Raw genomic sequence first — 12,252 nt, 5'->3', positions numbered from 1 at the left:
GGACATGCCGAGAGTCAACTACGGCCTGGAGCTTGGTATTCCGCATCAGCCTCCGCCCTCCTGGTTGACTCCTCGCATGGATCCCACGACCACTCTGACAGCTCTGCGTGACTTCTGCGCGGAACATCTCGGTACCGACCTCGCGGACCGCGTCATCAGCCTGGCCCGGCCCGGTTTCGAGCTCACCGAGGCCGCCCCCGGACAGGCCGCCGGGCACAGCCGCTTCGGCGGCAGGGCCATGCTGGAGCCCGGCACCCCCTGGCCGATGTGCGAGGACCTCCCGCTCAGCCTGATCGCCGTCCTCGACACCGACGCCCTGGCGCCCTGGCTCGGCGACCTCCTGCCACCCGGCACCGGCCTGCTCAACTTCTTCCACCTCGACAAGGAGTCCGAGCAGTGCGACCCCACGGCCCGGGAGGTGGCATCGGGCTTCGGCGCGGAGGACCCGGAGGTGGGGAGGGTCATCGCGGCCCGTTCCCCCCTCGCCGTCGAAACGGGACCACCCGCCCGGTCCAGCGTCTTCGCCCCCGTCCCATGGGCGGCGGAACTCGCCTTCGCCTTCCCCGACATCTGGGATTCCGCCTGGGACACGCTCGACCTGGGATACGAGGGGGGCGACTACGAGGCCGTGGAGACGTTCAGGGGCGCGATACACGCCGATTGGTTTCCCCCGGGCCTGCTGTTCTGCGAGGACATGGCCTTCGGCCGGCCGGTCTTCCCCACGGGAAGCTCATCGGTGATGCTGAACGGCGACGACTCGAACCGATACCACCACCTGCTCCAGCTCTCCGACCGGCACGAGTGGCGCCTCGACGGGGAAGGCGGCTGGATGCACTGGTCGATCCCCACCGAGGCGCTGCGCGCGGGCGACTTCAGCCAGGCGATACCGACCCCGGACATGTGGTGACGCGTCGCCGGGCCGGAACACCGACGGCCGGCCGTGCGAGGGGCGAAACCCCTCGCACGGCCGGCCGAACCGCTAGACCCCGAAGGGCGCGGCGTAACGGACGGTGCCGCTCGGCAGCGGGCGGGTCGCGTCCAGGGTGAGGGCCATCATGGCCTCATCCGGGACGTCGAGGGTCACGCCGATGCCGTGGGCGGAGGCACGGCCGAAGCCGAACCGCGGGTAGTACGCCGGGTGTCCGAGGACGGTGACGTAGTACTCGCCCAGCTCCCTGGCCGCGCCGAGCGCGGCGCGGATGGCCGTCGAGCCGGCACCGGTCTTCTGGTGCTCGGGCAGCACGGAGACCGGGGCCAGGCACAGGGCCGGGGTGTCGCCGATGTGACAGCGCGTCAGCAGCGCGTGGCCGACGGGCGAGCCGTTCGCGCCGACGCTGACGACGGACAGGCCCTCGATCCACGACACGTCGTCGCGCAGGGCGTCTACGAGGTCGGCCTCGTACGGGGTGTCGAAGGCGGCGAGGACGATGCCGCGGATGGCCGGGATGTCGGCCTCGGTCTCGGCACGGGTGATCCACTGGTGGTGGGTACGCATGACTGGATGAAGATCCGTTTCATGGTGAGGTTCGTGTAGGACTGCCCCGCGAGCTCACGCTCCCAGCAAGGCGGATGACTGGATCAGGCCGTCGCCCGGGACGTGAGGACGGTCCGGGCGCTGCGCAGCGCAGCGGCCTTATGCGCGGCCATCAACTCGCCCTCCTTGTCGTCCTCGATCTGATCCAACACGAACGCCCGTACCGTACCACGCCGTTGATCTGCCCCGACCTGACGTCCGGCAGCGGGCCCTGCCCGTCACCCAGGGCCGCGCCGGATCGCCTTCACGTGGTGCTTTCTTCGGCGAGCGTGTGCGCCACGAGGGCGTTGGCGTGTCCGTGTCCGAGTCCGTGCTCGGTCTTCAGCCACGTGACGAGCTCCATGTGCTTGGACAGGGGCGAGGAGCGGATGAGGTCCTTCCATTCCGCGATCGGGCGGCCGTACTTCTTCTCGATCGAGGGGGCCATGTTCACCGGCGGCCCGCAGCACACCGAGGCCGATCTCGACCACTACGCCACCGCCGGCGTCCGGGCCTTCCTCGCCGCCTACCGCTGACCGGGGCGCCGCCCGTCGCGGTCCAGGGTGCGCTTGATGACCTGAATCCCCTGGTCGACCATCTCACCCATGGGACCCCGGAGACTGCTGGGTGTCACGTCGGTGATCCAGACGAATCGGCTGCGGTTCTCGGTGTCGTCGAGGATCTGCATGGACGCGTGGTGGTGCGTGGGCTCCAGGGAGCCGCCGACCACCGTGTAGGCGATGCGTCGGGCTTCGTCGTCGAGGTCGACGATGAGCTCGCGCACCACGGTGCCGTTTGCGAAGGTCACGACTCTGATGTCGCCCTCGACGCGGGTGTCGGTGACGAAACCCGGTGCGAGACGCTGGTGGATCTCGCCGAAGGCGCGAACCGCCGCCCAGACGTTCTCCGGTGTGTCGTCGATCAGGACTTCGCGATGGATGGATGCCACAGGTCGATCTTCCTTTCCGTCAGGGCGCTCAGCTGCCGGAGGCGTCGGGGACGAGGCAGAACGGATGCCCCTCGGGATCGGTGAGGACGATCCACCGGCCCTCGCCCGGCTGGAAGTCGGGCCGGGACGCCCCGATGCCGACCAGTTCCTCGACGGCGCCGTCCAGGTCGGTGACGGTGAAGTCGAGGTGCACCTGCGTGGCGCCGTCGGGCCAGCTCGGCGGCCGGTAGTCCGCGGCGCGCACGAAGCCGAGCTGTACCGGGGTGCCGTTGCCCACGGACGCGAAGTCCTGCCCGCTGCTGGTGATTTCCCAGCCGGTGGCCTTCTGGTAGAACGCGGCGAGCGCGGCCGGATCGGCGCAGTCGAACACGACCGTGCTGAGCTGCTCGAGAACAGGCATGCCGATGACTCCTGAGAATCGGTAGAGGATGGGGCTCGACGCCTCGGGGGCGCGGCCCGTCGCAACCCCGCCAGCATGCTCGCGGCGGCAGACCCTCGTCTTGAACATCCTTGCGGGGGCTGTCGGACCCGCCGCGTAGCGTTCGAAAGGTGCTCACAGCTGTTCCTGTCGCCGGCCGTCCCGACTTCGGCATCAGTGCGGTGGCCTGCCGTGCCGACCACACGCGCTGGTCGGCGACGGAAGTGCGCACCGACTACCGGGTGGTGCTCGTGCGGCGCGGCCGGTTCCGCAGAATGAGCGCCGGAGTCCCCGCCGACATCGACGCGGCCTTGGCCTATGTGGGCCACCCGGGCGAGGAGGAGAGCTTCGCCCACCCCACCGGCGGGGATCTCTGCACGGCGATCAGCGTGACGCCGAAGCTGTGGCGTTCCCTGGCCGGAGACGCCGCGGGACCGGCCGCGCCGACGGTCTACGTCGACCCCCGGCTCGATCTGGCCCACCGCCGTCTCCTCGCGGCCGCACGCTCGGGAGATGTCGACTTCGCGGTCTCGGAGGAGCTGCTGGCGCTGCTGTCGACCGCCATCGGCCGGATGGCGGCCGGACCGACCCCGCTCGGCGGCACATCCGCCGGATCTGACCGACGGCTCGTAGCGGCAGCACGCGAGGCGATCGCCGAAGAACACCCCACATCGAACACGCTGTTCTCACTGGCCGAACTGCTGGGCGTCTCCCCCTACCGCCTGAGCCGGGCGTTCCCCCGTGAGCTGGGCGTGTCGGTGACCCGCTACCGTCACCGCGTCCGCATCGGCCGGGCCCTCGACCGCCTCGAGGCCGGCGAAGACAGCCTCAGCGCCCTGGCCGCCGACCTCGGCTACGCCGACCAGGCCCACCTGACCAGGACCATGCGCCAGTACCTGGGCCGCACGCCGACAGCGCTCCGCCACCTGCTGGCCCCGGCCCGCCCGCCCGGGCCATCTTCCGCTCGTACACCGGCTATCGGCGGAGAGTTCCCCTTCACTTGACCCTGCCGGTCTTGGTACCGGGACGGCTCCCCGCCCGCAACACCCGGTCAAGCGACTCAAGTCCGAGGCAGGATGTCTGCCGCACAGGGTGTGTCGATGGCGTCTGGAGAATGGGGGCACACAGTGGATTCCGGGACGGTTCTGTCTGGCAGGTACGAGCTGCACAGGATCCTGGGGCGCGGTGGCATGGGCCAGGTGTGGCTGGGCCGCGACCTGTCGGTGCTGCGGCGGGAGGTCGCGGTCAAACTTCTGCCCGCGTTGGCGGACCCGGGGTCGGTACGGCGTTTCCAGGACGAGGCGGCTGCCCTCGCCAAGTTGCAACACCCCGGTATCACCGTGGTTCACGACGCCGGTAGCCACGATGGGCATCTGTTCATCGTGATGGAGCTGCTGCACGGCTGCGATCTGGCGCAGTTGATGGTCCAACAGCCATCAGGGCTGCCGATCGAGCAGGTGTTGGACCTGGCTCGCCAGACTGTCGACGCTCTGGGCGTGGCACACAGCCGCGGAATCGTCCACCGGGACCTGAAGCCGGCCAACCTCTTCCTCCAGCGCGATGGCCGGGTCAAGATCTGTGATTTCGGTATCGCGCGCAGCACGGATGCCGTCACCTCGGTGACCGCCAGCGGACAAATGATCGGTACACCGCCGTACATGTCGCCCGAGCAATGGCAGTCCCAGCCGGTCGACGCCCGCAGCGACCTGTACTCCCTCGGCTGCGTGATCTTCGAGCTGCTGACCGGGCAGCCCCCGTTCTCTCCCCGCCAGCCCCTCTACACGCTGATGCGTCAGCACGTGGAGCAGCGGCCACCATCCCCTCGCGCATTGCGGCCCGACATTCCCGCTGTGCTGGACGATCTGACCGTGGCACTACTGGCCAAGATGCCCGAGGGACGACCGGACGCCGACAGCCTTGCCTTCGAGCTGGCCCGGCTCGCCGAGCGGGGTGACAGAGCAACGACGAAAACACTCCAGTACCCCGGCGCCGGCGCCTCCGGCGCGCCCACCAACTCCTCGTACGGCATCAGCGGGATGCCCACTTATGCCCTGCTCGGCCGATTGGGCACACGCGCCATGGGAGCGGTGAACTCGGTGGCCTTCAGCCCGGACGGGCAGACGCTGGCCAGCGCTGGTGAGGGCGGGGTCCGTCTCTGGAACGCGCACACCGGCGAGCAGCTCCGTCGGCTCATCGCACACCGTGACCTGGACAGGCTGCTGTTCAGCCCTGATGGCGGCACGGTGGCCACTATCGAGGGCGGCAAGGTGGTGACCCTGTGGGACGCGCACACCGGGGAGCAGCGCGACCAGCTGGCGCACGCCAGATGGCTGACAGGGCTGGCGTTCAGCCCCGATGGACAGACCCTGGCCAGCAGCGGGACGGACGGGATCCACCTCTGGAATATCCGCACCGGCGAGCAGCGTCGCGAGCTCGTCGCGTCCAAGATGGTGTGGTCGCTGGCCTTCAGCCCCGATGGGCAGACGCTGGTCAGCGCTGAGGGCGGAAACGTCCGACTCCGGGGTGCCTACACCGGGGAGCATCGCTCCGAGCTGGCCGGGCACCGCAGATGGGTGTGCTCGGTTGCCTTCAGCCCCGATGGGCAAATCCTGGCTGGTGGCAGCGGGAATTGGGTGTACCTCTGGGACGTCCGCACCAGCGCGCTGCGGCGGCAGCTGACCGGGCACCGCGGGCGGATGCAGACGGAGCACGCGCTGGCCTTCAGCCCGGATGCCCGCATGCTGGCCAGTGGCGGTGCCGACCACAGGGTGCACCTTTGGGACACGCACACCGACGACAAACTCGCCACTTTGACGGATCACCGTGCGCCGATCCGCTCCGTGGCCTTCAGCCCGGACGGGAGCACCCTCGCCGGCGCCGGTGGCAACGAGGTGGTCCTCTGGACCGCCTGAATCACGCATCCAGCAGCGCCAGCTCCGTCGCGAGATTCCGGCGCGCCGCGTCCTCCCAGCGGTCCTGGGCCTCCGGCGTGCGGAACAGCCGGGGCATGGCCAGCAGTTCGCGCAGCACGCCCGCCCGGCCCTCGCGGAAGGCGTCGTCGGGGACGAAGCCGTACTCCTCACGGACGGCGGCGGCGTACACGGCGTAGTCCTCGGGGGATCCGGCCAGCACCGCCAAGTCGGCGTCGCACAGCACTTCGCCGTTCGTGTCGCCGGGACCGGGGGCATGGCTGCGTGTCAGCCGCACCAGGCGGGCGACTTCGGCGGTACGCGCCTGGGGGACGCCCGCCTCGGGGAGGGCGCGTTCGGCGAGGCGGGCGCTGCGGTCCTCGTTGGTGGAGCGCTCGGGGAGGTAGACGGCGTCGTGGAACCAGGCGGCGAGGCGGACGGCGGCGGGGTCTGCGGCATAACGGATCAACTCATCGACCCGGTCCAGGATGGCGATGAGGTGGTCGGTGGTGTGGTACCGGCGCTGGGGTTCGGCCCAGCGGGCCAGGAGGTCCTGGCCGTACGGCTCGGGGGCGGGCTGGGTGACGGGCTCGCGGGCACTGTCGAGGTGGATCGCCCAGCGGGTGAGGAGCGCGTCGTGCGCGGGGTCGGCCATAGGCCAATTGTGGGACGTCCGGGTTTCGGGGTGCGTGTGGTGTGGCAAGCTGTTCGGCATGTCTAGACCACTTCTCGAGGTGATCGCCCTGGACGTGGCCGACGCGGTCGCGGCGCAGGCCGGCGGGGCGGACCGGCTCGAACTGGTCACCGATATGGCTGCCGACGGGCTCAGCCCCTCCCGCGAGACCTTCGCCGCGGTCCGGTCGGCCGTGGACATCCCGCTGCGGGTGATGCTGCGCGCCTCCGACGGCTTCGCGTGCGGTGGGGCCGCCGCGCTCGACGCGCTGTGCGCGCGGGCCGCGGCGCTGCGGGCGGAGGGGGCGGACGAGTTCGTGCTCGGCTTCCTGACCCGCGACGGGCTGGCCGACCTGGCCGCCGTCCGCGCGCTCATGGACGTCATCAGCGCGGGCCCCGGGCTCGACGAGAGCCGATGGACCTTCCACCGGGCCATCGACCGCGCCGCCGACCGCGGCGCGCTCCGCCGGCAACTCGCGGGCGTCCCCGGCCTGGACACCTACCTCACCGCCGGGTCGCCCGCCGGAGTCGACAACGGGCTTCCGGTCCTGGTGGACGAGGCGGCGCACATGGCAGCCGGGCCCCGGATCATGGTGGGCGGCGGGCTGCGGCTCGACCACCTGCCCGCGCTGCGCGCCGCGGGGATCGACGCCTTCCACATCGGCGGCGCGGCCCGGGCCTCGGGGTGGGACGGGCCCGTGGACATCGCCTCGGTCCATCAGTGGCGCGCCGCGCTGGACGAAGTGGTACCGGTGGGCTGACGGGGGTCCCCAGACCCCTGACACATTCGACGATGCCATGGCAGGGGCCACCGGGCGGGTAGTCGCGAGACGGCGTGAGGGGGTGGGGGTGCAGGGGTGGTGCCCTGGACGCTTACGCATATGTGTGGCGCCAAGTTCCGGCCCACTCCGCGCTTCCGGGCACCGGCGCCGTAAATATGCGGTCCAGGGTGACAGCCCCGGAGGCCCCGCCCCCGCACCACCCACGAACACCAGGCGCACCCCCACCGGACCGGCGCGGTCCAGGCCTGACAGCCCCGGAGCCCCCGCCCCCGCACAGCAGGCGCACCCCCCACCGTCAGGCAGCCAACCGCTCCGGGAGCGCCGCCGCGTGGACCACCGTGAGCCCCGACACCGCCCGGGTCAGCGCCACATACAGGCGGCGCAGGCCGGTGCGCTCGTCCGGTTCGCCGTCGACCACCGCGGCCGGCTCGTCCAGCACCACGTAGTCGTACTCCAGACCCTTGGCGAGCGTCGCCGGGACGAGCGTCAGGCGGGCCTCGGCGCTGGTCTCCTCGCCGGGGGAGAGATACGCCAGGCCCGCCGCGTCGAGGGCGTCCGCCAGCACCGGGATCCGCGCGTCGGCCGCGATCAGGCCGATCGAGCCCTCGTGGCCCAGCGCCTCGCGGCAGGCGGCGATCACGGCGGAGTCGAGAGCGGCGGCGTCCACGGCCCGTACGGAGAAGTCGCCCGCCGCCTCGCGGATCGAGGTGGCCTCCGACAGGCCGGGGGCGATGGCGGGCAGCAGCCGCGAGGCGTACGCGATCACCTCGCGCGGCACGCGGAAGCCCTGGGTCAGCTCCTCCACCGCGGCCCCGGACTTGCCGAGGTGGGTGAGGGCCTCCTCCCAGGTCGCGGTCGCCCACGGCGTGGTGCCCTGCGCGATGTCGCCGAGGATGGTCGCCGAGCCCGTGGTGCAGCGGCGGCCCACCGCGCGGTACTGCATGGGGGACAGGTCCTGCGCCTCGTCCAGGACCACATGGCCGAGCGAGTGCGTCCGCTCGACGAGGTCGGTGGCCTCGTCGATCAGCACCGCGTCCGCCGGGGACCACTTCGCGGACTTCACGCTGCGCGCCGGCTTGGCCCACAGGATGGTCTTCTGCTCGTCGGCGTCGAGGATCCCGTCGGCCTGCTCGGCGAGGAAGTCGGGGTCGGAGAGCAGCCGCAGCACCAGCTTGGCCGGGTCCACGGGCGGCCAGATCGCCTTGACAGCCGCCTTCACGGCGGGGTTGCGGGCCACCGCGTCCTGCACCCGGTCGTCGGGCGCTTCGCCGGACTGCTCCATCCGTACGAGCACGGCGTGCGCGATCCGCTGCGGCAGCGCCTCGCGGGCCGCGCCGTAGCGGATGTCGCGGTCCAGCAGCTCGCGGACCATCTCCTCCAGTTCGTACGCCGGGACCCGCCAGCGGCGCGAGCCGCGCACCACGACGCACGGCTCGGTCGGCAGGTTGACATGCGAACGGACGGCGCGGCGCAGCACCTCGGCCATCCGCGCGTCGCCCTTGACGCCGGCCGCGTCGGCGTCGTCCGCGCCCCGCACCTCGACATGCGCGACCAGGTCGTCCACCGTGGCCTGGCCGACCTGGAGCTCGCCGAGCGCGGGCAGGACCTGCTCGATGTAGTGGAGGAAGGAGCGGTTCGGGCCGATGACGAGGGTGCCGGAGCGGGCGAGCCGCTCCCGGTGCGCGTACAGCAGATACGCCACCCGGTGCAGGCCGACCGCCGTCTTCCCGGTGCCCGGCGCCCCCTGGACGCAGACCGTGCCGCCGATCCCGGCGCGCACGATCTCGTCCTGCTCGGGCTGGATCGTGGCGACGATGTCCCGCATCGGACCCACGCGCGGCCGCTCGATCTCGGCCTGGAGCAGCTTGCTGGCGTGCTCCGCCTCGCTCGGGTCGGTGAGGGCCTCGTCCTCGTACGCGGTCAGCTCGCCGCCGGTGTAGCCGAAGCGGCGGCGCAGCCCGACGTCCATCGGCGCTTTCTTCGACGCCTGGTAAAAGGGCTGGGAGACGGGGGCGCGCCAGTCGATGACCATCGGGTCGCCGTCGGCGTCGTGGACATGCCGCCGCCCGATATAGAACTGCTCCCCCTCCGCGCCCTCCGCCGTCTCCGCGCCCGGGGCGTGCAGATAGTCGAGGCGGCCGAAGAACAGCGGGGTGTCGGCCAGGTCGGCGAGGGCCTTGATGCGCTCGTCGACCTGGTGCTGGAGGGCCTCGGCGTTCACCCAGTTGGCGGTGACGTCCTTGAGGTCGAGGGCCTCGACGTCGGCGCGCATGGCGCGGAGGGCGGCACGGGACGCGGCGAGGTGGGTGCGCTCCCGTTCGAGTGGATCGGGGTGGTCAGGGGCGTGCGAGGGCACGGCGTAGCCTCCGGCGTGTACGCGAAGCAGACAGACAAAGTGCGGGGCGTGAATGGCTCACGTCAGAAGCCGGCCGGTTTCCGTCCGGGCGGCGGCTCTCCCTGAGGGGCGGGAGGCGGCAAGACGGGCGATTGTAGCCAGTGTTTCAAGCGACCGCGAATGGTTTTCCGCTGGTTCTCCGCTGGTTCTCCGCCCGGCCCGGCCTGATTGGATGGCATGGGTCGCACCGGGTGGTCCGGGAACGGAGAGGGAGGTGGCGCATGCCCCGAGCGGGTCTGACGCCTGAGCGGGTGGCGGAGGCGGCGGCGGACATGGCGGACGCCGTCGGCCTGGAGAACGTCACGATCTCCGCGCTGGCGCGCAGCTTCGGGGTGGCCGACGCGAGCCTGTACTCGCACGTCAAGAACGTCCGGGACCTGCGCGTCAGGGTCGCGATGCGCGCCGCGAGCGACTTCGCCGACCGCATCACGGCCGCCGTGGCCGGGCGGGCCGGGCGCGACGCCCTGCTCGCCTTCGCCAACGCCTACCGGGACTTCGCGCTGGAGCACCCCGGCCGGTACGCGGCGACCCATATCGAGATCGACCCCGAGGTGGCCGCCCAGTCCTCGGGCGGCGCCCGGATCATCGAGGCCACGTACGCCGTGTTCCACGCGTACGGGCTCACCGAGCCGGACCTGACCGACGCCGTACGGCTGCTGCGCAGCACGTTCCACGGGTACGTCGGCCTGGAGGCGATCGGCGCCTTCCACGACCCGCGCGACGTCCAGGCGTCGTGGGAGCGCGGCGTCAACGCCCTGGCCACGCTGCTGGAGAACTGGCCCTCGGCCGCCAGGTCCTGAGCCGTGCTCTCAGATCAGACGTCCTCAGATCCGACGTCGTCCCCCGCCAGCAGCGCGCTCGCGTCCACGATCCGGTAGGCGTACCCCTGCTCGGCGAGGAACCGCTGGCGGTGGGCGGCGAAGTCCTGGTCGATGGTGTCGCGCGCGACGACCGAGTAGAAGACCGCCCGGTGGCCGTCCGCCTTCGGCCGCAGCACGCGGCCCAGGCGCTGGGCCTCCTCCTGGCGGGACCCGAACGTCCCCGACACCTGGATGGCGACCGTGGCCTCCGGGAGGTCGATCGAGAAGTTGGCGACCTTGGAGACGACGAGGACGGAGATCTCGCCCTGACGGAAGGCGTCGAAGAGCTTCTCGCGCTGCGCGTTGGTCGTCTCGCCCTTGATGACGGGCGCGTCCAGATGCTCGCCCAACTCGTCGAGCTGGTCGATGTACTGGCCGATGACCAGGGTCTGCTGGCCCTGGTGGCGCGCCACCAGCGCCTCGGTGACCCGGCGCTTGGAGTCGGTCGTGGCGCAGTAGCGGTACTTCTCGTCGGGCTCGGCCGTCGCGTACGCCAGGCGCTCGGTCTCCGTCAGATTGACGCGGACCTCGACACAGTCGGCGGGCGCGATATAGCCCTGCGCCTCGATCTCCTTCCACGGCGCGTCGAAGCGCTTGGGGCCGATGAGGGAGAACACATCGGACTCGCGGCCGTCCTCCCGCACCAGCGTCGCGGTCAGCCCGAGCCGGCGGCGCGCCTGGAGATCGGCGGTGAACTTGAAGACGGGGGCGGGCAGCAGATGCACCTCGTCGTAGACGATCAGGCCCCAGTCGCGGGAGTCGAAGAGCTCCAGGTGCGGGTAGACGCCCTTCCGCTTGGTCGTGAGGACCTGGTACGTGGCGATGGTGACCGGGCGGATCTCCTTGCGCGTACCGCTGTACTCGCCGATCTCGTCCTCGGTGAGCGAGGTGCGCTTCACCAGCTCATGCTTCCACTGGCGGGCCGAGACGGTGTTGGTCACCAGGATCAGGGTGGTGGACTTGGCGGTGGCCATCGCCCCCGCGCCCACCAGCGTCTTCCCGGCGCCGCACGGGAGCACCACGACCCCCGACCCGCCGTGCCAGAACCCCTCGACGGCCTGCTTCTGGTACGGGCGCAGCGCCCAGCCGTCCTCGGCCAGCTCGATCGGGTGCGCCTCGCCGTCCACATACCCGGCCAGGTCCTCGGCGGGCCAGCCCAGCTTGAGCAGCGCCTGCTTGATCTGCCCGCGCTCGGAGGGGTGGACGACCACCGTGTCCGGGTCGATGCGCTGGCCGACCAGCGGCTGGATCTTCTTCGAGTGCAGCACCTCCTGGAGGACCGGGCGGTCGGAGGTCTCCAGGACCAGCCCGTGGGTGGGGTGCTTGAGCAGCCGCAGCCGCCCGTAGCGCGCCATGGTCTCGGCGACGTCGACGAGGAGGGCGTGCGGGACGGGGTAGCGCGAGTACTGGACCAGCGCGTCGACGACCTGCTCGGCGTCGTGCCCGGCGGCGCGGGCGTTCCACAGACCGAGCGGGGTCACCCGGTAGGTGTGGATGTGCTCCGGGGCCCGCTCCAGCTCCGCGAAGGGGGCGATGGCGCGGCGGCAGGCGTCTGCCTGCTCGTGGTCGACCTCGAGCAGGAGTGTCTTGTCGCTCTGGACGATGAGCGGTCCGTTCACGCGCCTGGGCCCTTCATGACGGGGGTGGGGGGCAAGCCTCCAGTGTTACGCACTCGGGTGGGTGAACGGGAATGAAGCGCCAGACGGGTGCGGGTGGGGGCACCACGCTGAGGACGATGGCTCTCGAGAACGAGG

13 protein-coding genes are annotated in these 12,252 nt (G+C 71.3%); 6 read left to right on the top strand and 7 right to left on the bottom strand.

Annotated elements, in window-relative coordinates:
• Positions 1-76 precede the first annotated feature (76 nt).
• Entirely contained in the window at positions 77-907 is an 831-nt protein-coding gene (locus tag ACH4S9_RS30955) for a DUF1963 domain-containing protein (protein WP_398374785.1), read from the top strand.
• A gap of 72 nt (positions 908-979) precedes the next feature.
• Here the strand turns inward: ACH4S9_RS30955 and ACH4S9_RS30950 are convergent, their stop codons facing one another.
• Both ACH4S9_RS30950 and ACH4S9_RS30945 read right to left on the bottom strand, forming a co-directional pair.
• On the bottom strand, positions 980-1,495 hold the full coding sequence (locus ACH4S9_RS30950) for a GNAT family N-acetyltransferase (protein ID WP_398374783.1): 516 nt from the start codon (positions 1,493-1,495) through the stop codon (positions 980-982).
• A gap of 283 nt (positions 1,496-1,778) precedes the next feature.
• Positions 1,779-1,961: a DUF4287 domain-containing protein gene (locus ACH4S9_RS30945; protein WP_398374782.1), complete on the bottom strand. Its 183-nt coding sequence runs from the start codon at positions 1,959-1,961 to the stop codon at positions 1,779-1,781.
• Here ACH4S9_RS30945 and ACH4S9_RS30940 point away from each other — a divergent pair.
• Complete coding sequence (locus ACH4S9_RS30940) at positions 1,903-2,049, top strand: hypothetical protein (RefSeq protein WP_398374909.1); 147 nt, start codon at positions 1,903-1,905, stop codon at positions 2,047-2,049. The two genes, ACH4S9_RS30945 and ACH4S9_RS30940, sit on opposite strands and share 59 nt — an antisense overlap.
• On the opposite strand, the gene ACH4S9_RS30935 is transcribed toward ACH4S9_RS30940, so the two are convergent.
• Positions 2,040-2,462, bottom strand: coding sequence for an SRPBCC family protein (locus ACH4S9_RS30935; RefSeq protein ID WP_398374780.1), 423 nt, complete (start codon positions 2,460-2,462; stop codon positions 2,040-2,042). The genes ACH4S9_RS30940 and ACH4S9_RS30935 overlap by 10 nt on opposite strands.
• Positions 2,463-2,490: 28 nt before the next feature.
• Complete coding sequence (locus tag ACH4S9_RS30930; RefSeq protein WP_398374779.1) at positions 2,491-2,862, bottom strand: VOC family protein; 372 nt, start codon at positions 2,860-2,862, stop codon at positions 2,491-2,493.
• 149 nt (positions 2,863-3,011) lie between these two features.
• Between ACH4S9_RS30930 and ACH4S9_RS30925 the strand changes: the two genes are divergently transcribed.
• Both ACH4S9_RS30925 and ACH4S9_RS30920 read left to right on the top strand, forming a co-directional pair.
• A complete protein-coding gene (locus tag ACH4S9_RS30925) occupies positions 3,012-3,884 on the top strand; it encodes a helix-turn-helix transcriptional regulator (protein ID WP_398374778.1) in 873 nt (290 codons plus the stop codon).
• Between the two features lie 72 nt (positions 3,885-3,956).
• Positions 3,957-5,792, top strand: a complete 1,836-nt coding sequence (locus tag ACH4S9_RS30920; RefSeq protein ID WP_398374776.1) for a WD40 repeat domain-containing serine/threonine protein kinase — start codon at positions 3,957-3,959, stop codon at positions 5,790-5,792.
• Between the two features lies 1 nt (position 5,793).
• On the opposite strand, the gene ACH4S9_RS30915 is transcribed toward ACH4S9_RS30920, so the two are convergent.
• Positions 5,794-6,444: a hypothetical protein gene (locus ACH4S9_RS30915; protein WP_311724458.1), complete on the bottom strand. Its 651-nt coding sequence runs from the start codon at positions 6,442-6,444 to the stop codon at positions 5,794-5,796.
• Between the two features lie 58 nt (positions 6,445-6,502).
• Here ACH4S9_RS30915 and ACH4S9_RS30910 point away from each other — a divergent pair, with 58 nt between their 5' ends.
• Positions 6,503-7,222, top strand: coding sequence for a copper homeostasis protein CutC (locus ACH4S9_RS30910; RefSeq protein ID WP_398374774.1), 720 nt, complete (start codon positions 6,503-6,505; stop codon positions 7,220-7,222).
• 316 nt (positions 7,223-7,538) lie between these two features.
• Here the strand turns inward: ACH4S9_RS30910 and ACH4S9_RS30905 are convergent, their stop codons facing one another.
• Positions 7,539-9,599 carry a HelD family protein gene (locus ACH4S9_RS30905; RefSeq protein ID WP_398374773.1) on the bottom strand — a complete coding sequence of 687 codons (2,061 nt, stop codon included), beginning with the start codon at positions 9,597-9,599 and terminating at the stop codon, positions 7,539-7,541.
• A gap of 260 nt (positions 9,600-9,859) precedes the next feature.
• On the opposite strand from ACH4S9_RS30905, the gene ACH4S9_RS30900 reads away from it, so the two are divergent.
• Positions 9,860-10,438 (top strand): TetR/AcrR family transcriptional regulator, encoded by a 579-nt coding sequence (locus ACH4S9_RS30900; RefSeq protein ID WP_398374772.1) that lies wholly within the window; start codon positions 9,860-9,862, stop codon positions 10,436-10,438.
• A gap of 14 nt (positions 10,439-10,452) precedes the next feature.
• On the opposite strand, the gene ACH4S9_RS30895 is transcribed toward ACH4S9_RS30900, so the two are convergent.
• Positions 10,453-12,117: a DNA repair helicase XPB gene (locus ACH4S9_RS30895; protein ID WP_361193401.1), complete on the bottom strand. Its 1,665-nt coding sequence runs from the start codon at positions 12,115-12,117 to the stop codon at positions 10,453-10,455.
• Between the last annotated feature and the right edge of the window lie 135 nt (positions 12,118-12,252).

It is taken from the genome of Streptomyces sp. NPDC021225 (assembly GCF_044332865.1).
Classification (GTDB): Bacteria; Actinomycetota; Actinomycetes; order Streptomycetales; family Streptomycetaceae; genus Streptomyces.
This window is presented reverse-complemented; position numbering and strand designations above follow the sequence as displayed.

Coding starts and splice junctions, on each gene's coding strand:
- ACH4S9_RS30945 (WP_398374782.1), bottom strand. CDS start 1,961: ATGGCCCCCTCGATCGAGAAGAAGTACGGCCGCCCGATCGCGGAATGG.
- ACH4S9_RS30920 (WP_398374776.1), top strand. CDS start 3,957: ATGTCTGCCGCACAGGGTGTGTCGATGGCGTCTGGAGAATGGGGGCAC.
- ACH4S9_RS30915 (WP_311724458.1), bottom strand. CDS start 6,444: ATGGCCGACCCCGCGCACGACGCGCTCCTCACCCGCTGGGCGATCCAC.
- ACH4S9_RS30955 (WP_398374785.1), top strand. CDS start 77: ATGGATCCCACGACCACTCTGACAGCTCTGCGTGACTTCTGCGCGGAA.
- ACH4S9_RS30900 (WP_398374772.1), top strand. CDS start 9,860: ATGCCCCGAGCGGGTCTGACGCCTGAGCGGGTGGCGGAGGCGGCGGCG.
- ACH4S9_RS30940 (WP_398374909.1), top strand. CDS start 1,903: ATGAGGTCCTTCCATTCCGCGATCGGGCGGCCGTACTTCTTCTCGATC.
- ACH4S9_RS30910 (WP_398374774.1), top strand. CDS start 6,503: ATGTCTAGACCACTTCTCGAGGTGATCGCCCTGGACGTGGCCGACGCG.
- ACH4S9_RS30930 (WP_398374779.1), bottom strand. CDS start 2,862: ATGCCTGTTCTCGAGCAGCTCAGCACGGTCGTGTTCGACTGCGCCGAT.
- ACH4S9_RS30950 (WP_398374783.1), bottom strand. CDS start 1,495: ATGCGTACCCACCACCAGTGGATCACCCGTGCCGAGACCGAGGCCGAC.